Below are 25,286 nucleotides of genomic sequence, written 5' to 3'. Positions count from 1 at the left end.
CGGAAGCTAAGCCTTTCAGCGCCGATGGTACTGCAGGGGGGACCCTGTGGGAGAGTAGGACGCCGCCGAACAATTATTCCGGGAAAGCCCCGTGCACTTGTGGCACGGGGCTTTTCTGCGTTCACAGGGCCGACCGCCCGCTTCGCGGAGCTCGGCCAGTGCGCCGGAGTGCTCGAGTGGGCGATGACGTGCGCGACGGCGGTGACCAGTCGTGCGTTGACCGCGACAGTGCGGGGTCGTTCCGCTGTGGTGGTGCTGGCCTGCAGTTCGCGGGTGCGGGCGAGGGCGCCGATGTGGATCGGCAGGAACTGCCTATCGTTTTGGAAGTCCTCGCAGAAGTAACAGCCGTCGCCAGCGGTCTTGGGGCAGGGGCGCGCGATGCGCCGCCCGCGCCAGCGCGTGGACGTGATCAGGCGGATGATCGGCCGCTCACCAGGTGGTGGCGTCGTCCACGGGAAGGGGCGTGGTCCCCACGAGTCTGGCCACGGGAGCGCCGAAGGGCTGGGGATAACTTCCCGCCATGACCGCGCCCGAACAGCCCCTCGTCGCCCACGGCTTCGCCGTACCGTTCCCTCCCGCCACCGACCATGCCGCCTGGACCACCAGCATCCGGGGCACCACTGCTTCGCCGGCAGCAACTTCATGGCGCACTGGCGCAGCGTGCGGAAGGATGACAGTGGGGGCTGCGATGGCCCGGATGGACGACCAGACGCACGGTGAGTGTCGGGGGAACTATAGTCAGCGTGTGCCGCCCCGCACGCGCTGTTCCGAGCCGCGAGACGCCCCGGACGGGGGCGCGCCCCCCGTGCCGCCGGCTTGCAGCGCCGCCTCCATGACGGCCCGGGCGATCGGCGCCGCGCTGCCGCCCCCGCTGATGTCCGCCCGCTTCGCGGCGGCGTCCTCGACGACCACCGCGACCGCGACCGTCGGCCGGTTCGAGTCAGGCGCCTGTGCCCAGGAGATGAACCAGGCGTACGGGGTACCGGAGTTGTCGATGCCGTGCTGAGCGGTGCCGGTCTTGCCGCCGACCGTCGCCCCGTAGATCGCGGCATTGGATCCGGTGCCGTGCTCCACGACGTCGATCATCATCTGCCGCAGCTGCGTCGCGGTCCGCGGGCTCATCGCCTGGTGGTAGGAGCGCGGGCGGTTCTGATGGACGGTGGTGCCGGTGCTGGTCGTCGTGCGGTCCACCAGATACGGGTACTTGAGGTCACCGCCGTTCGCGACGGCCGACGCCACCATGGCCATCTGCAGCGGTGTCGCCGTCGTGTTGAACTGTCCGATCGACGACAGGGCCAGCTGGTCGTCGCTCATGTCGGTGTCGAAGTTGCTCTTTGCCACGCCGGACGGGATCTTCAGTCCGGTGTCGTTGAAGCCGAAATTCCGCGCCGCCTTCACCATCCCGTCCAGCCCGACCTCCACCCCCAGATGGGCCATCACGGTGTTGCACGACACGCGGATCGCCTCGGCGAGGGACGCGTACTCGCAGCCGCTGGCCTCGTTGGGGAGCGTGGTGCTGGTCCCCGGCAGGACGTACGGGGACGGGGTGTCGGTCTCCGCGTAGGGGTCCTCGACCACACCCGCGTCGAGCGCCGCGGCCGCCGTCACGATCTTGAAGGTGGAGCCGGGCGGATAGGTCTGCCGGATCGCCCGGTTGAGCATCGGCTGGCTCCTCGCCCTGTTGAACTGCCGCCAGGCGTCGGTGACCGACGAACCGGTGCCGGAGAGCCGCTCGGGGTCGTACGAAGGGGTCGAGACCAGCGCCAGGATCTTGCCGGTCGACGGTTCCAGGGCGGCGACCGCACCCCGCCGCCCGCCCAGCCCGGCGTACGCGGCGCGCTGCATGGAGTCCTTGACGGTCGTCGCGACATTGCCGCCGGGCTGCCGGCTGCGGGTGATCTCGTCCCACAGCGGCAGCGGGGCGAGCAGCGGGTCGGTGCCGGAGAGGATGTCGTCCTCGGCGTTCTCGATGAGCGTGGTGCCGTACGTCTGCGACGCGTATCCGGTCACCGGCGCGTACAGCGGCCCGTCGGTGTAGGTGCGCTCGTAGGCGAGCTGCTCGTCCGTGTTCTTGGAACCGGTGACCGACGTGCTGCCGACCAGGATGTTGCCCCGCGGCTGGTCGTAGCGGGCGATCGTCCGGCGGCGGTTGGCGGGGTTGTCGTCCAGTTCGTCCGCCTGGAAGACCTGGATGCGGGCGGCGTTCAGCAGCAGCGCCATGAGCAGCAGCAGGCAGAACGCGGCGGCCCGCCGGATGTAGCGGATCACGACGGGTCCTCCACGATCGGTGCGATGACCCCGTTCTCCACCTGGTCGGGGTGGGGGGTGCGGGCGAGGTCGCTGATCCGGATGAGCAGCGCCACGATGATCCAGTTGGTCACGACGGACGAACCGCCCTGGGCGAGGAACGGCATCGCCATGCCCGTCAGCGGGATCAGCCCCATCACGCCGCCCGCGATCACGAAGACCTGAAGGGCCAGGATCGATGCGAGCCCGATCGACAGCAGCCGCCCGAAGGGGTCGCGCAGGGCGAGCCCGGCCCGGTAGCCGCGGGCGACCAGCAGCGCGTACAGCAGGAAGATCGCGGTCAGACCGGACAGCCCGAGCTCTTCTCCTGCCGTGGCCAGGATGAAGTCGGACTTGGCGGCGAAACCGATGAGGATGGAGTGGCCGAGACCGAGCCCGGTGCCGAGCATCCCGCCCGCGGCGAACGCGAACAGCGACTGGGCGAGCTGGCTCGGTCCCTGGCCCGCGGCGATGGAGGCGAACGGATCGAGCCAGTCCTGCACCCGGCTGTGCACATGCGGCTCGAGGGAGCCGACGGCGAACGCGCCGACGGCGGCGAGCAGCAGCCCCACCGCGATCCACCCGGTCCGGCCGGTCGCCACGTACAGCATGATCACGAAGAGGCCGAAGAAGAGCAGCGAGGTCCCCAGATCCCGCTCGAGGACCAGCACCCCGACACTGAGCAGCCAGATCGCCACGATCGGGCCGAGCACCCGGCCGGTGGGCAGCTGGAGTTTCCAGATCCTGCGGCCCGTGTAGGCGAGCGCGTGGCGGTTCGCGGAGAGGTACGCGGCGAAGAAGACGGCGAGCAGGATCTTGGCGAACTCGCCCGGCTGGAAAGAGAATCCGCCGATCCGGATCCAGATCTTGGCACCGTTCACCGCGGGGAAGAAGATCGGCACGATCATCAGGACGAGCGCTGCGGCGACCGACAGGTAGGCGTACCGCTGGAGCACCCGGTGGTCGCGGAGGAAGATGACGACCACGATGAAGAGCGCGACCCCGAGCGTCGACCAGACCAGCTGGGTGGGCGCCGCCTGGTCCTTCGGGGTCTCCAGGTCGAGCCGGTAGATCAGCACCAGTCCGAGACCGTTGAGCAGGACGGCGATGGGGAGCAGCAGCGGATCCGCGTGCGGGGCGCGGAAGCGGACGGCGAGATGCGCGAGGAGTGCGAGCAGCCCGAGACCGGCACCGTAACCGGCGACATCGGGCGGGATCGCGTGGTCGTGCGCGAGGCCGACGGCGGCGTAGCCGTAGACGGCGATGAGGACGGCTCCGATGAGGAGGGCGAGCTCGACCCCGCGCCGCTTGGGCAGGCGTAGCTGCGGCGGGGGCGCGTCCGTCCTCGGTGCGGTCATGCCACGCAACGTAGCAAGAGGTGCGCCATATTCCCCTTATGTCACTTCATTTCCCTTAGACGCCGCCCCACCTATCCGCGCGCCCTCTTACGTCGCCTCTGTCTGGTCGTCATGGCCGGGCGGCTCGCCGTCGTCGAGTCGTACGTATTGCGGGAGCGTCAGCCGCGCCACCGCCCCGCCGTCCTCCGCGTTGGCGAAGACGAGCTCGGCGCCGATGACCGCCGACTGCCCGACGGCGATGGTCAGTCCGAGCCCGTGGCCCTTGCCGCCTTCCTCGGTACGGAACCGCTGCGGACCACCGGCCAGCAGATAGTCCGGGAATCCTGGACCGTGATCGCGTACGGTCACCACCGGCCCGTCGACCGTCACGACCACCGGGGGCCGGCCGTGCTGGTGCGCGTTGGCGATCAGATTGCCGAGGACCCGCTCCAGCCGCCGCTTGTCGGTCTCCACCCGCACGGGCCTCGCCCCGGTTCCGGCTTCCGCCCCCAGGACGCGTACCTCGGTCTCCGTTCCCGAGGCGGCCGCCACTCGCACGGCGAGCGGAGCCAGTTCGTGAACCGCGAGATCGACCTCTTCCGTGTGGGCGTCGAGCCGGGAGATCTCCAGCAGATCCTCCGTCAGCGCCCGCATCGCCCGCACCCGGTCCCGCACCAGCTCGGCCGGGCGGCCCGCCGGCAACAGCTCGGCCGCGGCCGAGAGACCGGTCAGCGGGGTGCGCAGCTCGTGCGCCACGTCGGCGGTGAAGCGCTGCTCGGCCAGCAGTTTGCGCTGGAGCGTGGATGCCATCGTGTCCAGCGCACCGGCGACGATCGCCACCTCGTCCTGCGGGCGCGACGGGTCCGAGGTGCGGGGATCGTCGACGCGGGCGTCGAGATCGCCCGCACCGATCCGGCGGGCCACCTGGGCGGTCTGGTGCAGCCGACGGGTGACCCGGGTGACGGCGAACGCGCCGACCAGCAGCGTGGCGCCGATCGCCAGCAGCGAGGAGCCGACGATCGCCCGGTCGAGGCTGTTGATCACGTGGGCGCTCCGGCTGTAGTCGATCGCGGTGGCCAGCGCGCGGCCGTCGGCCGGGCCTGCGGCCCACATGGTCGGGCGCCCGTGGTGCTCGGCGACGAGCGTGCCCTGATGCCCGCTCACGGCGAGGGCGCGCAGGGACGCGGGCAGCCCGGGCGGATCGATACCGGAATCCGGCGGGAGCGCCTCGCCCGCCTTGTACGCCGCGGTGACGTCGTTCAGCCGGGAGAGCGCGTCGGTGCGGGCCTCGTCGAGGGCCTCCCGGGTCACCGCGGTGTGCACCAGTACGCCTAGCAGCGCGGCGAACGCGCAGCACATCACGCTGATGAACACGGCCGACTTCCAGGCGAGCGTCGCGGTCCACGCGGGCGCGCGCAGTCTCCGTCGCCTCATCGCCGCCCCGCGGAGGCGGTGACCGGCGGCGGCGCCATGGTCGCTTCGGGGCTGGGCTTCGCGCTCGGCCGGCCGGTGGGCACCACCTCCGGGGCCTTCCGCAGGATCTCGTCCCGAGCCGGCGGCATCGCGCGCCGGTGGTCGTCCCAGGACCAGGCCGTCCGGTACCCGTATCCGGCGATCGCCGACGGCACTCGCATGATCACGCGATGCGGGCGCATGACTCCCTCCCTTCCCGGACGACGGGGCATGGGTCCACCGACCCATGCCCCGTCGACCTTATGCGGAAGGAAGTCCCTTATACCCTTTTTGCTATCGGTGCGGCCGCGGTGGTGTCAGTGCTGGTAAGGGTTCTGCCCGCCCTGGGCGTACCCCGGCTGCTGCTGAGCCTGTCCGAACGGGTTGCCGTCCTGCGATGCCACGTGCTGCGCCAGCAGTTGGTCGGCCTGCTCCTTCGGGATCTTCTGCTCCCCGCCGCAGAACGTGCACTGCGTCGCGTACTTCGTCGAGAACGGGAACAGCGGCACGAAGAACAGCGTGAACTTCGTGACCCGCTTCCGCAGTGTGTGCGCGGCCGGATTGCCGCACCAGCCGCAGACCATCGTCAGAACGGCCAGTTGGTACAGATAGCCTCGCGTACCAAAAATGATCATGTCGTGGGCCCCTTCCCTGTTACTTCGTGAAGCGCTCGCCGGCAGAGCGCCAGCAGCTTTTCGTCCTCGTATGTGTCGTGGCTGCCGTACCCGCCGTCCATGGCGTTGTGACGTCGTACGGAGGCGAGTTCGGCGCGCAGCACATGTGCCGCATCCGACCCTGCACCAGCGACACCCATCAGCGCCAGGCATTCGGCCACCCGGACCCTGACATGACGGTTCATCTCCCAGGCGGCCAGCATGACCGGTACGGACTCCTCGGTCCGCCCCGTCACCTCCCACAGCGCGATCGCCGCGTCCACCCGCAGCCAGAGCTCGTCATGGACCAGCAGCGCCCGCAGTCGGGGGGCCGCCACGGCCGCGCGCGCACCCAGCCCGCCCAGCGCACTCACCGCCGCGCGCCGCTCGTGCGCTTGCTCCGCCCCCAGCCCCTCGATCAGAACCGGCAGCACGGCCTCCGCGTCCCCCTCGACCGCCCACAGCGCCTGAGCCGCTTCCGTCGCCGCCGGAGTCCCGGGGCTGCGGATCAGCGCCCGCAGCTCCGGGACGGCGCACCGGGCGGCCGGGCCGAACGAGCCGAGCGCCCGCAGCGCCGAGGTCCGCAGCCACTCCCCGCGGTACTCCGGCGCCCCGCGGAGCACCCGCAGCACCTCCGGCGCCGCCTCGCCCGCCCGCAGCGCGGTCAGCCCGCCGAGCAGCGGACTCGCCCGGTCGTACAGCCCCTCGTCGAGATCGAGCCCGCCCAGCCTGCGCCGCAGCACTGTGGCGAGCGGGGCCGCGGCCGCTCCCAGATACCCGATGGCGGACCCCACGTCGTGCGGCACCTCGGGCCGCTCCAGTGCGGCGGCCAGCGCGGGCACCGCCCGGGCGTCACCCAGCCGGGCCAGCGCCTTCACCGCGCTGCCGAGCCCCGGCGGCTCGCTCTCCCGCTCCTTCACCCAGGACCCGGGATCCGCCGCCACCCGCGCCGCCAGCGCGTCCGCGGCGGGCGCGGCCAGCCCGAACAGCTCCTCCAGCATGTGCGAGGCGGCCTCGGCCAGCCGCGGCTCGGGGTCCGCGAGCTGGGCACCCACGAGGCGGACCAGCTCCTCGTACGAGCCCCGCCAGGCCCGTATCAGCCCGCCGCTCATCCGTACCGCATCGATGCGCTGCCAGCGGTCGGGGCTGCGCAACTGGTCGATCAGCAGCGCGCTCCGGTCGGCGACCCGGTCATCGAGCCCGACATGCAGCGTCCGCAGCAGATCTGCCGTCCAGGGGGCGCTGCGCCCGGCGGATTCCGCCGCGGACAGCGCCCGCAGCTGCCCCACCAGGGTCACCGGCGCACCCCGCTCCTCGGCGGGTTCGCCCGGCTCCGGCTCGTCGGTCTGTGCGGTGGCGCCCACCGGGGCCGGCATGCCGGATGCCGTGCCGGGCGTCGAGCGCAACTCCGTCAGCAACCCCGCCACCAGCCGTACGACATCGTCCGGCAGCGTGTCCGGCGCGCAGCGGGCCAGCTGGGCGAGGGCAGCCAGCCGCAGCGCCGGGGTGTACGCCTCCGCGGCGAGCCCGCTCAGCCAGTCCGCCGCCTGCCCGGCCAGCGGGCGGTTCCGCAGCGCGACCCGGCCCGCCGCCTCCACGAGCGCGAGCCGCACCTCCTCGTCCGGCTCCACCGGCAGCCGCTCCCGCAGCAGCGCGAGGACCCGCGCCGGGTGGCTGTGGAGCGTGGCGAGCGCCAGGGGCGCGGCGAGCCGTACCCCCGGGTCCTCGTCGGCGATGAGCTCGAAGAACGCCCCGGCGCCCGCGGTGACGGCCGAGGCCGCCATCGCGTAGTTCGCCGCGTCCTCGATCTCCTCCTCGTCGAACTCCTCGTCGTCGAAGCCCTCGTCGTCGTCCTCTTCCTCGTCCTCGTCGAGATCGATGCCGCCGATGCTGGTGAGCAGCTCGACGATGCCGCCCCGGTCGTCGATCCCCGGATCCACGACCAGCTCGAAGAGGAAGGGAATGCAGGCGAGTGTGCAGTCGTACACATCCCCCTGGTGGTGAACGGCCCCGTACATACCGTCCAGCGCCTGTTCGCGCTCCGCCGGATCGGCGGACGCGAGCCCCCGCAGCAGGCCCGGCACGTCGTCGGCAGGCCCGTAGGCATGCTCCATCGAGGCCCAGTCGACCTCGTCGATCCCCGCGAACATGCCGTCGCCTCCCCGCGCATTCACGTAGTGCAGTGTCTGCGCAGAGTGTGCACCACGGCCCGGACAATCCACCCGCCACATGCAGCCTTTTGCTTGCAGACATGACAACGGCCGGATGCGTGCGCCATCAGGGCAGCGGCCGGGCCCGGTTCGGGTTGATGAGCGGGCCGAGCAGATCCCCGTACCGCGCCAGTCGCCCGGCCATGTCACCGGCCAGAAAGACCAGCTCGGCGGGGCTCCGGCAGTCCTCGATCTCCGCCCAGGTGACGGGCGCGGACACGGTCGGTTCGGCCCTGGCGCGCAGCGTGTACGGGGTGGCGGTCGTCTTCGCCGCCGCGTTCTGGCTGAAGTCGACGAACACCTTCCCCGGCCGCAGCGCCCGCGTCATCAGGCGCACCACCAGCTCCGGAAGATCCCGCTCCGCCTCCACCGCCAGCTGTTTGGCGTACGCCGACACCCGGTCGGAGGAGACCGGCTCCAGCGGTACGAGCACATGCAGCCCCTTCGATCCGGAGGTCTTCCCGTACGCGAGGAGCCCGTCCGCCGCCAGCCTGTCGCGCAGCCACAGCGCCACCGCGCAGCACTCCACGACGGTTGCCGGATCCCCCGGATCGAGGTCGAACACCATCCGGTCGGCGATACCCGGCCTGTTGGCCTGCCACTGCGGCGTATGGAACTCCACCACCAGGTTCGCCGCCCACATCAGCGACGCCAGATCCTGGATGAGCACCTGTCCGGCCTGCTGCGCCACAGTCCGCGGCACCTCGGCGATCCGTACCCAGGACGGGGTGCCCGGTGGCGGGTTCTTGGTGAAGAACCGCTGCCCGTCCGGCCCGTCCGGATAGCGCAGGAAGGACACCGGCCGGTTGTACAGATGCGCGAGCAGGGACCCCGCCGCCGTGGCCGCGTAGTAGTGCAGCACCTCGCCCTTGGTGGTTCCGGTGGCCGGATACAGAACCTTGTCGAGATTGCTGAGCGCCAGGCGCCGTCCCTCCACGTCAGTGATCGGCGTCATACGATAAGAATCACATGAATTCTGGACCAACAGTGATCTATCGGTATGTTCATGGACAAAGGGGTGAACGGTGAGGTCCATCTGGAACGGCGCGATCTCCTTCGGGCTGGTCAGCATCCCCATCAAGCTGGTCAACGCCACCGAGAGCCACTCGATCTCCTTCCGCCAGATCCACCTCGCCGACGGCGGCCGGATCCGCTACCGGAAGGTCTGTGAAATCGACGAGCAGGAAGTGACGGCCGCCGAGATCGGCAAGGGGTACGAGGACGCGGACGGGTCGATCATCCCGATCACCGACGAGGACCTCGGCTCGCTCCCGCTTCCCACCGCGAAAACGATCGAGATCGTCGCCTTCGTGCCCGCCACCGAGATCGACCCGCTCCAGATGGACACGGCGTACTACCTCTCCGCCAACGGAGTCCCCGCCGCCAAGCCGTACACGCTGCTGCGCGAGGCCCTGAAGCGGAGCCAGAAGGTGGCCGTCGCCAAGTACGCGCTCCGTGGCCGGGAGCGGCTCGGCATGCTGCGCGTCGTCGACGACGTGATCGCGATGCACGGCCTGCTCTGGCCCGACGAGATCCGTGCCACCGACGGTGTGGCCCCGGAGACCGACGTCACGATCCGCGAAGCCGAACTCGACCTGGCCGACGCCCTGATGGCCACGCTTGGCGAGGTCGACATGGACACCCTCCACGACGACTACCGCGAGGCGGTCGAGGCGCTGATCGCCTCGAAGGCCTCCGGCGAGGCACTCGAACCGGCAGCGTCCGGCGAGACCGGCGGCAAGGTCATCGACCTGATCGCGGCACTGGAGAGCAGCGTCCGGGCGGCGAAGAAGGCCCGCGGCGAGGAGGTGGAAGAGGCGGAAGAGGCGGAGGGATCCGAGAGCGCACCGGTGGCCGAGGTGACGTCGCTCGCCACCCGCAAGAAGAGCGGCGGAGCCGGCGCGAAGAAGAGGGCTTCCGCGACCGCCACCCCCCGGAAGGCCGCTGCGAAGAAGTCGACGCCGGGCAGAACCCCGGCGAAGAAGACCGCCGCACGGTCGACCACGAAGTCGGCTGCGAAGACGGCGACGAAGAAGGCCGCGAAAACCACGGCCAAGAAGGCAACACCCAGGAAACGCGCCTCGGCCTGACGGGACGCCGGCAGTCACTGCCCTTCTTGCGGAACTGAAGCCTGTCGCAGGACTGCCCCGGAGCCGTAGCTCCGGGGCAGTTTTCGCATCGAGCCCGTGCGTCAGTGCCGGCGGTACGAGTTCACGTATCCGGCTGCCGGGGTCCCGACCCCCGTCACGTCGTCGTATCCCTTGACCGCCTTGAGTGAGGCGTCCTTGCCGAGGCTGCGCACCGACGTCAGCAAGCCGTCCGCCGCGTCGGAGCCGTTGGCGAAGTCGACGCGGGCGACCGCGAGGTCACGCTTGGCACCCAGCGGGTGGTCGGTGACGTCGTGGTACGCCGCCGAGCCGTACCGGGCGTAGATCGCCGGGTTGGCGAAGCCGAGCGGGCGGCCGTGCTGGGCCTGCTGCGCGAGCGCCTGAACGCCCGCGATGACCGGCGCCGCCAGCGATGTACCGCCGATGCGGTACTCGTCGTAGCCGAGGGAGCCGTCGGGCAGCGTCTGCGTCTGGCCGACCAGGAAGCCGGTGTTCGGGTCGGCGACCGCCGCGATGTCCGGGGCGGTGCGCATCCGGGTCTTGCCGTTCGCCCGCGCGAGCGAGTCCGGGACGACACCGCGCTGGTAGAACGGCTGCTTCACGGTCGAGCTGGTGCCGCCGCCCGCGCCCGAGGTGTACGCGCCGGGGAAGCCGGTCCAGCTCTTGCCGTCGGCGGCGAGGGACGCCTTCAGCGTGCCCCAGCCGGTCTCCCACTGGTACGTGTCGTGCTTGCCGACGGCCAGTGAGGTGCCGCCGACCGACGTCACCCAGGCGGAGTTGGACGGGACGTCGATCTGCTTCGTGCCGGTGGACGCGACGTTGTCGCCGTCGTCGCCGGAGGAGAAGTAGAAGCCGATGCCCTCGATCGCACCCATCTTGAAGACCTGGTCGTACGCGGCCGCGACGTCCGGGGTCTCGTTGGCCTCGATGTCGCCCCAGGAGTTGGAGACGATGTCGGCGAGCCGGTGGTCGACGATCTTGTTGAGCGAGTCCAGCAGGTCGGCGTCGTAGCAGGACGCGCCGCCCACGTAGACGATGTCGGCGGCGGGCGCGACCGCGTGCACGGCCTCGACGTCGAGGGTCTCCTCGCCGTACCAGCCGGAGGCCCCGCACTCCTCGGTCTTCGTGTAGTCGTCCGGCAGGACCTGCCTGAGCTGCCCGCGCCTGTACGGGGCGTCGCCGTTGCGCTTGGCGTACTCGGCGGCGTCCTTCGCGATGGTCGGCGAGGCGTACGCGTCGGTGATCGCGACGGTCACGCCCTTGCCGGTCCATCTGCCCGCACCGTACGCGGCGCGCAGCTGCTTGCCGGTGTAGCCCTTGACCGCGTACGGCACCTTGGAGCCGTAGGCGCTCGGCAGCGTCGAGGCCGTCCTGGAGCCGAAGTACGAGGAGAACGGACCGGAGTTGCGGAACACCGCGTCCGGCGGCGGCAGCGTCTCGTCGTGGCTCGACTTGTGCGGCGCGTTGTCCAGACCGGAGACGGCGAGGACGGCGTCGCTCAGCGCGGCCGGGACGGAGGCCGTGGAGGACGGGGCGCGGTAGGTCCGGCTGCCCTTGCGGTAGTTGCGCAGCTGGGTGCTGAACGCCTTCTCGGCCGCGGCGACGTCACCGGTGGCGGAGACGTAGTGCTGATGGGCGCCGGTGACGGTCAGCCCGCTCGACTTCAGCCACTGCACGACCTGGTCGATCTGGTGCCGGGTCGCCCCGAAGCGGGCCTGCGCCTCCTTGGCGCTCAGGTACTTCCCGTACGAGGGGGACGCCGGGTCGGACACGGCGGTGGCGTAGGCGGCCAGCCCCTTCGGGTCCCGGCCGGCCAGATGGACCCGGACACTCACCTTTCCGCTGTCGGCGGTGGGCCCCTGGTCGGCTTTGGCCGTGGCCCAGACCGGCTTGGTGCCCTGCAGAGCATCGCGTCCGGCGGGGGCGGAGTCCGCGCTGGCGGACGGAATGCCGAGGGCGAGTGCACCGGCGAGCAGCGGCAGTGTCGCTGCCATGCTCAGCCCGGCGCGACGTCTGGCACGACTGGTTCTCATGTAACCCCCTGCGATGTGGATCTTCGCGTGTGGAGCATGTGCCGGATGATGTACACATGTAAGCCGCCACTCTGGCGAGAAACCCTTTACGTAAGGGGCATGCGTTCACCAAGAAACTGTCAAGAGGGGGCGAGTGAAGGGCAGTTCGAGGTGAAAGGCCGGGAATGCGTGCTACCGCCATCCTCGCCGCCGCGAAGGGTGCCAGTCAGGGCGAAACGCCCACAAACAGTCCATCAAACAGCCGCCCGGGCCGCCCCATCAGTAGACTGCGAAGCGCCGCGACTGGCGCGTATCCCCGCAGGGGTGCTCCGTGGAACCGACCACGAGGAAGCGGCACACTCCGGGCCTGCCCGGAGGCGTCACCGCCGGAGAGCCGTCCGCCTGGGCATCCGGGTCCACGCCGCAGCCATGCGCCAGACCCGGGAGGATCCCGTGACGACACCCGAGAACCGCCGCCCCGCACTCACCGCCACCGACCCGGAGCTCGCCGCCCTCGTCACCGCGGAGGAGCAACTCCAGGCCGACACCCTGCGCCTGATCCCCAGTGAGAACTACGTCTCCGCAGCGGTGCTGGAGGCCTCCGGCACGGTGCTCCAGAACAAGTACTCCGAGGGCTACCCCGGCAAGCGGTACTACGAGGGCCAGCAGATCATCGACCAGGTGGAGACGCTGGCCGTCGAACGGGCCACATCCCTCTTCGGCATGGACCACGCCAATGTGCAGCCGTACTCCGGATCGCCCGCCAACCTCGCGGTGTACCTGGCCTTCCTGCAGCCCGGCGACACCGTGCTCGGCATGTCGCTGCCGATGGGCGGCCACCTCACACACGGCTGGGGTGTCTCCGCGACCGGCACCTGGTTCCGCGGTGTGCAGTACGGCGTCCGCCGCGACACCGGCCGCATCGACCTGGACGAGGTCCGCGACCTGGCCCTCGCCGAGCGCCCGAAGGTGATCTTCTGCGGCGGTACGGCAGTGCCCCGGGAGATCGACTTCGCCGGCTTCGCCGAGATCGCCGAGGAGACCGGTGCGGTCCTGGTCGCCGACATCGCCCACATCGCGGGCCTGATCGCGGGCGGCGCCCACCCCTCGCCCGCCCCGTACGCCGACGTGGTCTCCACCACCACCCACAAGACCCTGCGCGGTCCGCGCGGAGCGATGCTGCTGAGCCGGGCGGAGCACGCCCGCGCCATCGACCGCGCCGTCTTCCCCGGCCTCCAGGGCGGCCCGCACAACCAGACCACGGCGGCGATCGCGGTGGCCCTCAAGGAAGCCGCGACCCCCGGCTTCAGCGGCTACGCCCATCAGGTCGTCGCCAACGCCCGTGCCCTGGGGGAGGAGTTGGCCTCCCGAGGCTTCGATCTGGTCTCCGGCGGCACGGACAACCACCTCCTGCTGATCGACCTCACCGGCAAGGACGTACCCGGCAAGATCGCGGCGAAGGCCCTGGACCGGGCCGGGATCGTCGTCAACTACAACGCCGTCCCGTACGACCCCCGCAAGCCGTTCGACCCGTCCGGCATCCGCATCGGCACCCCCGCCCTGACCTCCCGCGGGATCCCCGCCTCCGAGATGGGCACGGTCGCGGAGTGGATCGACCGGGTGGTCGGGGCGGCGCGCACCGGTGACGAGGCCGTGGTGGAAAAGGTGCGGGCAGAGGTGAGGATCCTGATGGACGCGTACCCGGCGCCGGGGCTGCCGGTGGGCTGATCCGGGCCTGGCCGTTCCGCCGGAGGCCGACGGTCCCGCGGAACGGCCGGCACTTCCCGCCGCTGCCCGATGCGCTCGACTTCCTCCCGGGCGGGCACCGCCGGCACCGGGACGCCGCCGAGTGACCGCGCGGCGCACGGTGACCGTCTCTGCGGTCGGCCACGCCCCGGCCAAGGCACCGGAGCTGTTCTCGCGCCGTGGCCACCGCCACGAGACGCCGCCCCAGCACCGCGAAAGAGCTGATGCGTCCACGGCCCCGCCCGATACGCCGGCAGGGCCCGCCCTGGAGGACACCGTGAGCACACAGCCGATTCCGCGCACCCAGAACGCCGTCGCCGCTGCTCTGCCCCCCGCGCAGCGCATGGAGTTCTACCGCGAGATGGGCGAAGCCACCCCCGAGACGATCGGGCACGTCCTGACGAACTGGTGGCTCCTCGTTCAGGTGGCAGGCGATCCTCGGACCGCTCGCACCGCCGCCGCGGTGAAGGCGGGCACCGCTCCTGGTCGCCCCGCGCCCGCGGTCATGCGAGAGCTGCGGGAGCGTGGACAGTGAGCGACGGGTCCGACCCGTACGAAGGTCCCGAAGAGGAAGATCCGCTGACTCTCTCACCCCAGGTCGAAGAGGCCCTCTTCAGCATGGACACCCCCGCCGACGTGATGTCGGCCGTCTCCTCCGTCATGGTCGAGATGCGTGAGGCCTTGGAACTGGGCGGGCTTCCTCCCAGCGGTCGGCCGCTCCCGGGCATTCCCGGAGCGTTGCGGCTCGGGCTTGCGCGTGAGGGGTGAGGCGGGATGGACGTCCTTGGGGTCGATGCCTGTGGCAAGCAGGGGTGGGTCGGGATCAGACTTACGGACGGCGCGTACGCGGGCAGCCTGGTGGATCCCCGGCTCGAGAGGCTGATCGAGCGCGCCGCGGAGGTGGATGCGATCGCGGTGGACATGCCGTTGGGCCTGGTCGAGAAGGGCTGGCGCGCCGCAGATCTCGCGGCCAGGGCGCTGCTCGGGGTGCGGCGCAGCAGTGTTTTCCCCATAGCGCCAAGAATGGCGTGGCAGGAGCAGGACTACAGGGCGGCCGCCGGCCGATGCCAGGAGCTCACCGGTAATCGGCTGAGCCAGCAGGCGTGGGCGCTGAGACCGAAGCTGCTTGAGGCGCGGGCATGTTGGCTCGCCGATGAGCGGATCCACGAGGTGCACCCCGAGGTGTCCTTCTACGCCTTGGCCGACGGAGTGCCGCTCGCTTACGCCAAGAAGACCTGGCGCGGCCAGAACCTGCGCCGTTCCCTGCTGACCGAGGCCGGCCTCGTGCTCCCGGACGAGCTTGGCGAGGCGGACCGCATTCCCGTGGACGACGTGCTCGACGCCGCTGTCGCGGCCTGGTCGGCGCACCGGATCGTGCTCGGGACAGCGAACCGGGTTCCTGAGGCGCCCGAGCCGGATGCAGAAGGGCGCCTCGTCGAGATTCGATACTGATCAATCCATCAAGTATCGAGCGACTCGTTTGCCCGGCTCGCGACGTTGGTGGAGTCGCTGACCGGCGGTGCGGTGTTCGCGATGTTCAGAGGCAGCAAGGAGCTGTTCCACAGACCCGGGGTGTCGCCAAGCGGGCCGGCCTCACACAGCGGGCGTTCCAGGTTGACTCTCGCGTTGTCGCCAACCCTGAGCAGGCTCGCAACCTCCTGGCGGCCGTTTCCTATGTGGGCGGGTACCGGCGTGCTCGCGGTCGTCGCCTCGTGGGCCTGTTCGCGGCCATGTACTTCGGTGGCCTGCGGCCGGCTGAAGCGGTCGGTCTCGTGGAGACAGTTTGAGGTTCTGCTGACCCGCTACGCGAAGTGCATCGACGGACGGCAGGAGATCGCCAACCGCAAGATCGAAGAGTTGTTGCGTGAGTACGAGTGATCATGTGCGGCATCGGCTTGGCCTCCCGCAGATCCGCAGTCTTCCCTGGGGTCCAGCGTCGGGAAGGGGGCGATATTGCTACTACCGGGATAAAAGGTTAGCCTGCCCTAAATTACTCAGGTGATCCCGGGGTTGAGGATGTCGATGGTCTCAGTGCAGTTGGGTGCGCGTCAGAACGGTCCGTCAGTGCCGACGGATTCAGCGGGGGATGCGCGGCTGGCCGACCTTCGACCCGGGATGAGTGGCGAAGTGATCGACATTGACGAGTCGGTCGAGCCGAGCACCGCGCGACGACTGTTCGACTTGGGGTTCGCCCCCGGCGCGGAGGTCACCGTGCTGCGGAAGGCGCCGCTTGGCGACCCCGTTGTCTTCCAGGTCGCGGAGTACGAGGTGGCACTGCGTAAAGAGCAGGCCGTCGGCATCCGTGTACGGCGTACTGCATGAGCGCGCACTGCGGTCCGGTGGCCCAGACGGTCACCGGCAAGACTCGTCTCGCCCTGGTCGGCAGCCCGAACTCGGGCAAGAGCACACTGTTCAACGCTCTGACCGGCCTGCGCACCAAGACCGGCAACTACCCCGGAGTGACCGTCGCGCGCTATGAGGGTCTGGCGCGTGTCGGCGAGCACGAGGTGGTCATCGAGGATCTGCCCGGCACCTACAGTCTCGACCCGATCAGCCCGGACGAGCAGGTCGTCGCCGATGTGCTCGACCCGGACAACCCGGGCATCGGCACACCCGACGGGATTCTCGTCACGATCGACGCGACGACGCTGCGTCGTTCCCTCGGGCTGCTGGCCCAGGTCATGCAGACCGGTCTGCCGATCTGTGTGGTGCTCACCTTCCGCGACGAACTGGCCCGCCGCGGCGGCACTCTTGACGTCTCGGCCCTCCGCCGTGCACTCGGTGTGCCGGTCGTCGCGGTGACTAGCGGGTCACGCAACGACCTGGCGCAGTTGCAGTCCATGCTGCTCGACCGGGCCGCATGGGAGCGGCCGGTCGTCCCGCCACCCGTCGACCCCGCGCAGAGACGGGCCTGGGTGGAGTCGCTGCTGGAGAGCGCAGGCTACGAGATACCCGAGGTCGATCACCGCACGCGGCGCATCGATGCCGTGCTGCTGCACCCGCTGTGGGGCACGCTCATCTTCTTCGCGACCATGTTCGCGTTCTTCCAGATCATCTTCACCGTCGCGACACCGCTGCAGGACGCGGTACAGAGCCTCTTCGACTGGCTCGGCACGCTGGTCACCGACTACGTCTCGAACCCGTTGCTCTCCGGCTTCCTCGGCAACGCCCTGATCGGCGGCCTCGGCAGCGTGGTGGTCTTCCTGCCACAGATCGCCCTGCTGTTCCTCATGATCTCGCTGCTGGAGGGCAGCGGCTACCTCTCCCGCGCGGCATTCCTGATGGACCGGCTCATGGCCAAGGCCGGACTGGAGGGCCGCGCGTTCGTCGCTCTGCTCTCCTCCCTCGCCTGTGCCATCCCCGGCATCATGGCTACCCGCTCCCTGCCGTCGGCCAAGGACCGTTTCGCGACCATGATGGGCGCGCCGCTGATGACCTGCTCTGCGCGCCTGACGGTCTATGTGCTGCTGACCGGCCTGCTGGTCAGTCCCGATACCAGGGTCGGGCCCTTCGGTGCCCAGGGCGTCGTCATGTTCGCCCTGTACCTCGTCGGTGCGCTCTCGGCCATGGCGACGGCCTGGGTCTTCAAACGGTTCAGCAGCCGGGGCGGGCCGGTGCTGCCGTTCTACATGGAGATGCCGTCCTACCGGCTGCCGCGGCCACGGTCGGTGGCCGAGGCCATGTGGAGCGCCTGCAAGGGCTTCCTGCACAAGGTCGGCCGGATCATCCTGCTGGTCACCATCGGGCTGTGGCTGCTGCTCAGCCTGCCCATGCACAGCGATGCGCAACTGCGCTCCGCCGGGGTCAACCCGACCGACCAGGCCGCGGTCTCGGCCTATGAGGTCGAGCACAGCTACGCCGCCGACATCGGCCACGCCATCGAACCTGTCTTCGAACCCCTCGGCTTCGACTGGCGGATCAACATCGGCGTGCTGGGATCGCTGTCCGCCCGCGAGGTGTTCGTCGCCACCCTCGGCCAGGTCGCTGCGGCCCAGAACCCCGACCAGCCCGCCGAAACCCTGGCACACATGACCTACACCGACGGGCCGCACCAGGGAGAGAAGCTCTTCACCCCGGCCACGACGGCCGCCTTGCTCGTCTTCTTCCTCTACGCACTGCAGTGCATGTCGACCGTCGGGGTCATGCGCCGTGAGACCGGCTCGTGGAGATGGCCCGCGGTCGCCTTCGGCTATATGTTCGTGCTGGCCTGGACCATGGCCTTCCTGACGCACACCGTCGTAGGACTGCTGGCATGAGCGTCATCCCCATGCACCCCGAGGCCACGACTGACCCGCAGGCCGTCCGCTGGGTGATCCCCGCCGGCACGTTGCCGGTCGTCGGAGAGATCGCCGACGCACCGGACGAGCTCGGGACAATGCTCCACTCCGAAGACGTCGCCTCCATCGAGGTGGAGACACAGGCCGTGGTGATCCGGCTCGCCGACGGCCAGAGCTGGTCCGGCACAGGGGCGCGGGTGCGCGACGCGCTCAGCGCCGCACTGCAGCACCCTCAGCGGTGGCGACCGGCCGACGTGGTCACCGAGGACGACATGCTGCGCGCCGCACTGCAGGACGTCCTGGACGGATCCGCTGGTGACTACATCCGCTCCCACGGCGGCGCAGTGACGATTGTGTCCGCCCACGCCCGGCACGCGGAGGTGCGGATGGCGGGCACCTGCACGCACTGCCCGGCTGCCGGGTTCACCCTCCACTCCCGCCTCGAGTCGGAACTGCGTGCACGGTTCCCCGATCTGGTCGAGCTGCGGGCCACGGAGGAGCCCGGCAAGGCGGCAAGGCGCACATGGCTCACCCTGCGCCGCCGCAGCGCGTGACCGTCCAAGCGGAGGCCGTCGAGAAGGCTCATCGCACAGACTGACCCCACCGGCCCCAGGGGCTATCGCCGGCCTTCGGCGCACGTGGCGACTGTCTTCTGGAGGCCGGTGAAGTCGGTCTTCAGCGGGTCGAGGCGCTCCAGGCTGGAAAGCCTGATGGTCCTCTGGTTCGGGCACCGCTCGTCCAGGAGACGGGTGGGCAGGACGTAGAAGGTCCACTGGCTCAGATCCAGGGGATCGAGGGTCTGCTTGTCCTGGTGATGCAGCAGGCAGAAGACGTACACGTCCGAGCGGCGCAGCACGTCGGCCGAGGTGGTGCCGGTCCGGGCGTCCCAGCCGGAGGCCGGCGCAATGGAGAACGAGATCTTCGACAGTTGGGACTGCGCCCATGACTGCAGGTACGCCGCCGACTTCACCTCGACGCGCCACTCTTCGGGCGTACGGATGTCAACCGTGTCCCACTCCGTGCGGGTAGCGGCGGTGGCACCCAGCGCCGTGGCCACGAGGTACTCGGCCAGAACACCCCGCATGGTGTTGTTGGCCAGGTCGGAGCATGCCCAGCTCCAGAACTCGGCGAGTCTGCTCACGGTTTCGCCGTTGGCCCGTATCGGCTCGTTGCCGCTGCGACGCGTGATGACCAGCGGGCCAAGACCGGCGTTGTCCATGCTGTCCTCCTGACGACGGCCTGCAGTGAGTGGTGCTCAGCCTGTCATCAGCCAGTGACAACGGAGTTGGGCGGTCTCACCGGAGGTTGGGCCCAGTCGACAGCCTGATGTTGCCGGTCACCAGGTTCAGGGCAACGTCGGCTTCTGCCCCGGTGCCAGTGACGTCCTTCGGCCAGCAGGCCCATCGACGCTGTGTATCGGCTGACCTCCTTGGGCAAAGACCAGGCCATGAACGAGTCGATGGTGGAGTGGGCTTGGCGTGCAGGGAAGACGGAACTGGCGGTGGAGCTTCCGCGGCGGTGGGCGCATTCGCAAGGGGTGGCCGGGCGCGCGGCCGGGCTTGGGTGTGTCCTTGGAGAGGACGCTGACCTGCTGGTTGCCGCTGCCACGCTGCACGACGTGGGGTATGCGCCTCGCCTGGCCGTGACGGGGTTCCATCCGCTGGACGGGGCTCGGTTCCTCCGGGACGAACATGGGGCAGACGCGCGGCTGGTGCGACTCGTGGCGAATCACTCCTTCGCGCTGCTGGAGGCAGAGGAGCGTGGTCTTCGGGAGCTGTTGGAGGCGGAGTTCCCGTTGCTGGAGGAGCCGTTGCTGGTGGACGCGCTGGTGTACTGCGACATGACGACGACCCCCGACGGTGAGCGGACCACCGCGCGGGACCGGGTCGCGGAGATTCTGGGCCGCTATGGGGTCGACAGCGTGGTGGGGCGGTTCATTCGTCGGGCGGCGCCGGAGATCTTCGCCGCCGTGGAGCGCGTGGAAGCGGCGTTGGCGAGTCAGCCGAGGTAGGGGTAGGTGCCGTCGAGGTAGTCGCCGATCTGCTGGCGCATGCTCGGGTGGATGTCATACGTGTCGAGGTCTTCAGGCTGGACGAACCGGACGCCATCGGCTTCGTCGTTGATGGTGGGCTGCCCGCCGATGGGGCGGCCGATGTAGGTGTTCTCGTACTGCTGGCGGATCTCGCCGTTGCTGTAGGCGACGATGTGGTGGGGGTTGGTGTAGACGCCGAGGAAGCCGGTGATCTTGGCGACGATGCCGGTCTCCTCCAGGCATTCGCGCACCGCGCACTCTGCGGCGGTCTCGCCGATGTCCTGGGCACCGCCGGGTAGCGCCCACTGGCCGGTGTCGCGGCGGCGCTGGAGGAGGATGGCGCCGCTGTCGTCGGCGACGAGCAAGTTGCTGGCCGGGATGAGGGTGTTCGCCTTGGGGGCGTCGGGGTCGTTGTAGTACTCAGTCCTGCCCATGCGTGGCGGTCCCCTCCTGGTCGGGCGTCCAGGGCCGCGCGCCGGCCCAGACTGCGTCGAAACTTTGAGCGTAGTTGTCGAGCGGCGAGCTCGGCCTGGAGCGCGGCAACGTCGATGGACAGGAACTTGCCCTCGTACTCGTGCTTCATGATCCTCTTCCTTGTTGTTTCGGTTACTCGCCGGTCCGGGCTGCGAGCAGCAGGCGCCCATGCGGTGCGTGTGGTCCTGGGGCCGGCCGATATGAGGGCGCTCGGTGAACTGGTTGGTTCGCAGCATGAGCAGAACGTTCCAGTCGGTGGCGAAGTGACGGCCGAGGCGACAGGCGTCAACCCACGTCTGGCTGAGCCGTTCCTCCGGTACGCCGGGCCTTTGCCCCTTCTTGCGGTGCGCAGATGTCAGCGGCCTGAGCCCGACCCGGGCACACTGAGGCAGCAAGCCCCATCAGCAGGGTGCACTCACGGGAGAGCGGGAAGCGAGATGCACACGCACGATGTACCACCACGACCGAGCGAGACTCGCCGGGGAATCGAGTGGCTGAAGAACTTCGCCCCTGGTGACGACGAGACAGCTCAACTGCTACTCAATAGCCTGTGGTTCGTATCGGAGACCATCTTCCGGCAGGAACTGTCCGCACGCCTACAGGCAGTCCTCACCGATGGACGCGTCGAGACGCCGGCAGCCCTGTTCAGCGTTCAGTCTTACGACCCGACCGGCGGGGTGATGTTCCATAAGCCGGTGACGCCCCTGGTCTCCAGCGCAAGTAGCATGGGCAGCGAGCTGGTCGTCCAGAACATCATCGGCGCCACACAGCTCAGCCTACCCACCTCCTTGGCGACACGAGGTGCGACAGACCCCGACAAGCTCAGACAGCGACGGGTGCGCAGCCTGGTGTTCGTATCGGACCAGGCCGGATCGGGGCGCGAGTGCCTTGAGTACACTCGTACCTGGCTGCGGAACAAGACGATCCGCAGTTGGCGATCCCTGAAGCTGATCAAGCTCTACCTGGTCCTGTTCACCGCCTCCACCTCTGGGCTGCGTCTCCTGAACAACAGCGGCCTGTACGACGGGATCTGGCTGGTGCGTCACGGCATGGACTTCGCCTCCGCTATGTGGGACGAAGCCCAGCGGCGCAAGGTCCGGTCTCTGTGCGAAAGATACGAGCGCCGCGTCGGGGAGGGCCTGGGCTGGGAAGGCAGCGGAGGGCTGGCGGTGTTCGAGCACACCGTGCCGAACAACCTGCCGTCGATCCTTCGGCAGACGAAGGGTCCGTCGCGGCGTCCCGACGGCTGGGCACCGTTCTTCAGCTACCGCAGTGCGCCACCAGACCTCATGCGCGAACTCTCTGGATACGCACCCAAACATGATCCGGCGCTGGGCTTGCGCGTCTTGGGCCAGGAGCGTCTGGCACGCGCGGGCGAGATGCGCCCCCGCTATCGCAGTGGAGTGCGCAACCTCGCAGAGGTGCTGGGACACATCGCCGGAGGACGCCGTCATGCCGAGCAGCTGGCTCGCGCCGTATCGGTGTCTGTACCGACCGCTGAAGAGATCATTGTGCAGGTGCGGGTCTGGGGGCTGATCGACGCCCAGAGTCGCTTGACCGACGCCGGATGGGCGGAACTCCGGGCGGCCAAGGCCAAACCCCGTCACGTGCTTCAGCAATTGCAGGGCAGCCAAGAACCCTACTATCCTTGCTCCCTGCGGGAGAGCCGGTGGCCCTAGCGTAATCGGCGAGGTTATCGTCGAGACAACGGTCTGCGTCTGCAGACCAGGCTGTGGCCGGTGGTTGCATGCTGTGGACAAGCCGTCGTACGCCTGAGTCTTGAAATGCGCTGGTGCCCCTACGTGTGCCTGGTGCGCGCATCTCAAGACCCTAGCGGGATGACACCGAAGGTAGGACGTCATCGACTCTCCCGCACGCTACCGAAGACAAGGGCTCCAACGCGGTGTCGCGCCTGAGACCATCGACGAAGCCCTGTCCCAGATGCGGCGCCTGAACGCCAAAGGCCTGACGCCGGTATTGACGCTGGCCCACCTCGCGCACCTGACAGGCGTGCCGTACCTGTACCTCCGGGAAATCGTCCAGCGACGGCGGAACCCCTACACGGAATTCTCCCGGCCCAAGCGCGAGACCGGCAAGACACGCACCATTTCCGCTCCGGACCCCATCCTGATGGATGTCCAACGCTGGCTACTGACCCACATATTCAGCCGACTCACCCCGCACCAAGCCAGCTACGCCTACCAGCGGGGCCGCTCGGCCGTGCAGTGCGCACAACGCCACCTCGGTGCCACATGGCTGCTGAAATTCGACCTGCACGACTTCTTTCCCTCGATCAACGAACGAGCCGTACATGCAGTGGTGCACGCAGCCGGCTACAACAAGCTCATCTCTTTCGAAATCGCTCGCCTTTGTACCCGCGTCCCATACATCGCGGACTGGCCCTACGGACGGAACACCTACCAGGCCATACCGAGCTACAACACGCCGGTGGTGGGCCATCTGCCGCAAGGGGCCCCAACCAGCGGCGCCTTAGCTAATGCGGTTGCTCGCCCTCTGGACGACGCGCTCGCAGTTCTCGCGGACCGCTACGACATGACGTACACCCGCTACGCCGATGACATGACCCTTTCGGCACTCCGGCCTTTCGACCGTCCGATGCTGACTCGTTGTGTCGCCGAGATCACACAGGCCGTAGCCGCCACGCCCTTCACATTGCATCGTAAAAAGACCCGTGTGGTTCCGCCAGGAGCACGGAAGATCGTTCTCGGTCTGCTGGTGGACGGTGACCAGGTGCGCCTGCCACGGCATACACGAAAGAGACTGGAGGACCACATCCGCGGGGCGGAGAAGTTCGGATTTGCCTCCCACGTAGGCCACATCGGCTTCAGTTCTCTGCGCGGGTTCATTCACCATGTCGACGGGCTGCTGGCCTACGCCCACGGCGTGGACGCTGCCTGGGCGCGTCCGCTCACACGTCAATGGGAAGACCTGCTGGCCGCCGAGGGCTTTTCCGTTTTGGAACGCCGCCAGTGGTGACATTCGGCTACCTGCGGACGTATCTCCTGATTCGGGGCGAGTGCGCAGCCAGGCCAGGCCCTTCGCGGAGCGCTTCCGTCTGGCCCGGGCCAGCTGCCGCCGGCCACGGGAATCGCCTCTGCAGCAGTCCCGCTTGCGCAGCCATGTCACGGCATCCCATCCGTGTGACGCGCCCTGCCCCGACTAAGCAAAAAGGCCAGGTCACACGCTACGTGACCTGGCCTTTCCCGGAGCCGCCTTCGGGGTTCGACCCGAGACCTACGCATCACATCGGCAGCCTCATCGCTGCTGACTCCTCGTCCCAATTGAGGCCGAATCGATGCGGATTGCCAAGGTCGCGAAGCCTCTCTGCTCGCTGTGCTATGAAACCTCGCACATCCCTGGCTAGCCCATCTCGCATTGCCGTCCACGCAGAATCACGGCTGTCTGGAACGACAGGTATCTCGCGCCGCAGCTCAGCCTCAGCCGCTTCTCCCAGTGAATGCGCCCACCGGCCATCCTGCTGCCACGTGATCCATTTGGAGATTCTGATCGCGTTCTTCAGCGAAGCCACGTTGTACCGATATCCGAGCTGCTTCAGGCAGTAGTCCAGTGCGTCCACTGTCAAGGGCTCATGGGCCGCAAGCAGAACCAGCCGACTCGCCGCTTCCAGATTCCGAGGGCCGGGCAAGGGGCCGTGGCGGTACAAGGAGTACGTGCCTTGCCCAGCCCAACAGAAGCGCCCGTCAGCCGAAAGCACCGCATTGGCACTGGGGACACCGATTTTGTGTCCGTAATCGCGGTGGGCCAGGCGAACGAAGTCACGTACGTGCAGGGCTGATCGAACCGAACAGGCAATCGCGTACATGATCTCTGCATGGCTCACCCAGCGTGGCCCTCCGCAGCCGCAACGCCTGCTTTCCCAAGGCGACAGGGCGGTGCCGCAGAGGCGGCAGGCATCACCGGCATCGGCTGTCATCCCGACTCTCCAGCACGCGAAGCTAAGACGATCACCCGGCGCTCCAGTCGAGGGACGTAGTCACCGGGCTCGCCACGACGGGGCCGATGTCCTCCTCGGTGTCGGGCCCGACCGCGTCCAAGTAACGGGTGACGGCCTGCTCGTCGATGGTCACCAGGTTGTCGCCCGACGCGGCCTCAATCAGACCGTGCGCCTTGCGTAGTACGTCGCGTGGCTTGCGATTCGATCGCTTGAACAACGCCTCTACTGCGCCCGGCGTGAACGGGTGCACGTCCCCACTCGGCCGATCGTCCTTCCTCCGAGCAGCCGCGAGATACTTCGAAAGGAGCTTGACGGCCGAGTCCAGGTCACGAAGAGCCGGCAGAACCACGATCCGGTGCTTGTTGGCCTCCGAGATCTCGAACGTCGGCAGGTCCGCGAGTTCCCAAGCCGTGCCGATGGTTAGCGCTGCCCGGGGATGCATGGTCACGACGATGCTGAGCATGTCGGCCATGGGCAGCGTTTCGAGGATGATGTCGCGGAACCGCTCGGTTTCGAGATCGCGCTTGGCCTTCGCGGTGGTGGTGCTCGCGAGGTCCTCCAGTTGATCACAGCAAAGCAAGACGTGCTTCATGCCTGCTGCTGGGCCTTTGCCCCTGATCGTGGACACCCTGATCATTGGATCGTGAAGATCCATAGGACAGGAGTTCCCGTTGGGGACGTCGAAGTACTCGCCTGAGTTCCGGGCCGATGCCGTCGCGCTGT

At 68.9% G+C, this 25,286-nt stretch carries 20 protein-coding genes, 4 pseudogenes and 1 riboswitch; of the genes and pseudogenes, 12 read left to right on the top strand and 12 right to left on the bottom strand.

Annotated features, from left to right (window positions below; all coding sequences use genetic code 11):
• Positions 1 to 738 precede the first annotated feature (738 nt).
• The 7 genes and pseudogenes from AB0N06_RS32710 to ligD form a co-directional block, all read right to left on the bottom strand.
• On the bottom strand, positions 739 to 2,268 hold the full coding sequence (locus tag AB0N06_RS32710) for a penicillin-binding transpeptidase domain-containing protein (RefSeq protein WP_366138317.1): 1,530 nt from the start codon (positions 2,266 to 2,268) through the stop codon (positions 739 to 741).
• Positions 2,265 to 3,644, bottom strand: coding sequence for an FtsW/RodA/SpoVE family cell cycle protein (locus AB0N06_RS32705; RefSeq protein ID WP_366138316.1), 1,380 nt, complete (start codon positions 3,642 to 3,644; stop codon positions 2,265 to 2,267). Before AB0N06_RS32705 ends, AB0N06_RS32710 begins: the two co-directional genes overlap by 4 nt.
• Before the next feature lie 87 nt (positions 3,645 to 3,731).
• Positions 3,732 to 5,057 (bottom strand): HAMP domain-containing sensor histidine kinase, encoded by a 1,326-nt coding sequence (locus AB0N06_RS32700; protein WP_366138315.1) that lies wholly within the window; start codon positions 5,055 to 5,057, stop codon positions 3,732 to 3,734.
• Positions 5,054 to 5,263 (bottom strand): annotated as a pseudogene (locus tag AB0N06_RS32695) (hypothetical protein); the annotation flags it as partial. The pseudogene AB0N06_RS32695 and the gene AB0N06_RS32700, both read right to left, overlap by 4 nt.
• Before the next feature lie 129 nt (positions 5,264 to 5,392).
• The gene (locus AB0N06_RS32690; protein ID WP_366138314.1) at positions 5,393 to 5,710 is read right to left on the bottom strand and encodes a zinc-ribbon domain-containing protein; all 318 of its coding nucleotides are present in this window, start codon (positions 5,708 to 5,710) and stop codon (positions 5,393 to 5,395) included.
• A complete protein-coding gene (locus AB0N06_RS32685) occupies positions 5,707 to 7,878 on the bottom strand; it encodes a PBS lyase (RefSeq protein WP_366138319.1) in 2,172 nt (723 codons plus the stop codon). The genes AB0N06_RS32690 and AB0N06_RS32685 overlap by 4 nt, the downstream gene beginning before the upstream one ends.
• 127 nt (positions 7,879 to 8,005) lie before the next feature.
• Positions 8,006 to 8,893 (bottom strand): non-homologous end-joining DNA ligase, encoded by an 888-nt coding sequence (gene ligD, locus AB0N06_RS32680; protein WP_366138313.1) that lies wholly within the window; start codon positions 8,891 to 8,893, stop codon positions 8,006 to 8,008.
• Positions 8,894 to 8,963: 70 nt separating this feature from the next.
• Here ligD and AB0N06_RS32675 point away from each other — a divergent pair, with 70 nt between their 5' ends.
• Complete coding sequence (locus AB0N06_RS32675; RefSeq protein WP_366138312.1) at positions 8,964 to 10,028, top strand: Ku protein; 1,065 nt, start codon at positions 8,964 to 8,966, stop codon at positions 10,026 to 10,028.
• A gap of 101 nt (positions 10,029 to 10,129) precedes the next feature.
• Here AB0N06_RS32675 and AB0N06_RS32670 read toward each other — a convergent pair whose 3' ends face one another.
• The gene (locus AB0N06_RS32670) at positions 10,130 to 12,079 is read right to left on the bottom strand and encodes a S53 family peptidase (RefSeq protein WP_366138311.1); all 1,950 of its coding nucleotides are present in this window, start codon (positions 12,077 to 12,079) and stop codon (positions 10,130 to 10,132) included.
• A 268-nt stretch (positions 12,080 to 12,347) separates the two neighbouring features.
• A riboswitch (ZMP/ZTP riboswitch) is annotated at positions 12,348 to 12,473 on the top strand.
• Positions 12,474 to 12,511: 38 nt separating this feature from the next.
• On the opposite strand from AB0N06_RS32670, the gene glyA reads away from it, so the two are divergent.
• The 8 genes and pseudogenes from glyA to AB0N06_RS32630 all read left to right on the top strand — a co-directional run bounded on the left by glyA (position 12,512) and on the right by AB0N06_RS32630 (position 18,635).
• The gene (glyA, locus tag AB0N06_RS32665; protein WP_366138310.1) at positions 12,512 to 13,786 is read left to right on the top strand and encodes a serine hydroxymethyltransferase; all 1,275 of its coding nucleotides are present in this window, start codon (positions 12,512 to 12,514) and stop codon (positions 13,784 to 13,786) included.
• A gap of 295 nt (positions 13,787 to 14,081) precedes the next feature.
• Positions 14,082 to 14,339, top strand: coding sequence for a hypothetical protein (locus tag AB0N06_RS32660; RefSeq protein ID WP_366138309.1), 258 nt, complete (start codon positions 14,082 to 14,084; stop codon positions 14,337 to 14,339).
• Positions 14,336 to 14,572 carry a hypothetical protein gene (locus AB0N06_RS32655; RefSeq protein ID WP_366138308.1) on the top strand — a complete coding sequence of 79 codons (237 nt, stop codon included), beginning with the start codon at positions 14,336 to 14,338 and terminating at the stop codon, positions 14,570 to 14,572. The genes AB0N06_RS32660 and AB0N06_RS32655 overlap by 4 nt, the downstream gene beginning before the upstream one ends.
• 6 nt (positions 14,573 to 14,578) lie before the next feature.
• Positions 14,579 to 15,256, top strand: a complete 678-nt coding sequence (locus tag AB0N06_RS32650; RefSeq protein ID WP_366138307.1) for a DUF429 domain-containing protein — start codon at positions 14,579 to 14,581, stop codon at positions 15,254 to 15,256.
• Between the two features lie 158 nt (positions 15,257 to 15,414).
• Positions 15,415 to 15,585 (top strand): annotated as a pseudogene (locus tag AB0N06_RS32645) (site-specific integrase); the annotation flags it as partial.
• A 235-nt stretch (positions 15,586 to 15,820) separates the two neighbouring features.
• Positions 15,821 to 16,126, top strand: a complete 306-nt coding sequence (locus AB0N06_RS32640) for a FeoA family protein (protein WP_366138318.1) — start codon at positions 15,821 to 15,823, stop codon at positions 16,124 to 16,126.
• Positions 16,123 to 18,060, top strand: coding sequence for a ferrous iron transporter B (locus AB0N06_RS32635; protein WP_366138306.1), 1,938 nt, complete (start codon positions 16,123 to 16,125; stop codon positions 18,058 to 18,060). The genes AB0N06_RS32640 and AB0N06_RS32635 overlap by 4 nt, the downstream gene beginning before the upstream one ends.
• Positions 18,057 to 18,635 carry a NifU family protein gene (locus AB0N06_RS32630; protein ID WP_366138305.1) on the top strand — a complete coding sequence of 193 codons (579 nt, stop codon included), beginning with the start codon at positions 18,057 to 18,059 and terminating at the stop codon, positions 18,633 to 18,635. Before AB0N06_RS32635 ends, AB0N06_RS32630 begins: the two co-directional genes overlap by 4 nt.
• A 62-nt stretch (positions 18,636 to 18,697) precedes the next feature.
• Here the strand turns inward: AB0N06_RS32630 and AB0N06_RS32625 are convergent, their stop codons facing one another.
• Positions 18,698 to 19,300 carry a hypothetical protein gene (locus tag AB0N06_RS32625; protein WP_366138304.1) on the bottom strand — a complete coding sequence of 201 codons (603 nt, stop codon included), beginning with the start codon at positions 19,298 to 19,300 and terminating at the stop codon, positions 18,698 to 18,700.
• Between the two features lie 228 nt (positions 19,301 to 19,528).
• On the opposite strand from AB0N06_RS32625, the gene AB0N06_RS32620 reads away from it, so the two are divergent.
• Positions 19,529 to 20,092, top strand: a complete 564-nt coding sequence (locus AB0N06_RS32620; protein WP_366138303.1) for an HD domain-containing protein — start codon at positions 19,529 to 19,531, stop codon at positions 20,090 to 20,092.
• Here AB0N06_RS32620 and AB0N06_RS32615 read toward each other — a convergent pair.
• On the bottom strand, positions 20,080 to 20,547 hold the full coding sequence (locus tag AB0N06_RS32615; protein WP_366138302.1) for an NUDIX domain-containing protein: 468 nt from the start codon (positions 20,545 to 20,547) through the stop codon (positions 20,080 to 20,082). The genes AB0N06_RS32620 and AB0N06_RS32615 overlap by 13 nt on opposite strands.
• Positions 20,534 to 20,626: pseudogene (locus AB0N06_RS32610) on the bottom strand (XRE family transcriptional regulator); the annotation flags it as partial. The gene AB0N06_RS32615 and the pseudogene AB0N06_RS32610, both read right to left, overlap by 14 nt.
• Before the next feature lie 398 nt (positions 20,627 to 21,024).
• Between AB0N06_RS32610 and AB0N06_RS32605 the strand changes: the two are divergent.
• Positions 21,025 to 22,266 (top strand): hypothetical protein, encoded by a 1,242-nt coding sequence (locus AB0N06_RS32605; RefSeq protein ID WP_366138301.1) that lies wholly within the window; start codon positions 21,025 to 21,027, stop codon positions 22,264 to 22,266.
• Positions 22,267 to 22,528: 262 nt separating this feature from the next.
• Positions 22,529 to 23,584, top strand: coding sequence for a reverse transcriptase family protein (locus tag AB0N06_RS32600; RefSeq protein ID WP_366138300.1), 1,056 nt, complete (start codon positions 22,529 to 22,531; stop codon positions 23,582 to 23,584).
• Positions 23,585 to 24,573: 989 nt separating this feature from the next.
• On the opposite strand, the pseudogene AB0N06_RS32595 reads toward AB0N06_RS32600, so the two are convergent.
• Positions 24,574 to 25,286: pseudogene (locus tag AB0N06_RS32595) on the bottom strand (hypothetical protein); the annotation flags it as partial.

The sequence above is a fragment of the Streptomyces sp. NPDC051020 genome (genome assembly GCF_040683105.1).
Classification (GTDB): Bacteria; Actinomycetota; Actinomycetes; order Streptomycetales; family Streptomycetaceae; genus Streptomyces.
Note: the sequence above shows the minus strand (reverse complement) of the source record. Positions and strands in the feature narration are given on the sequence as shown.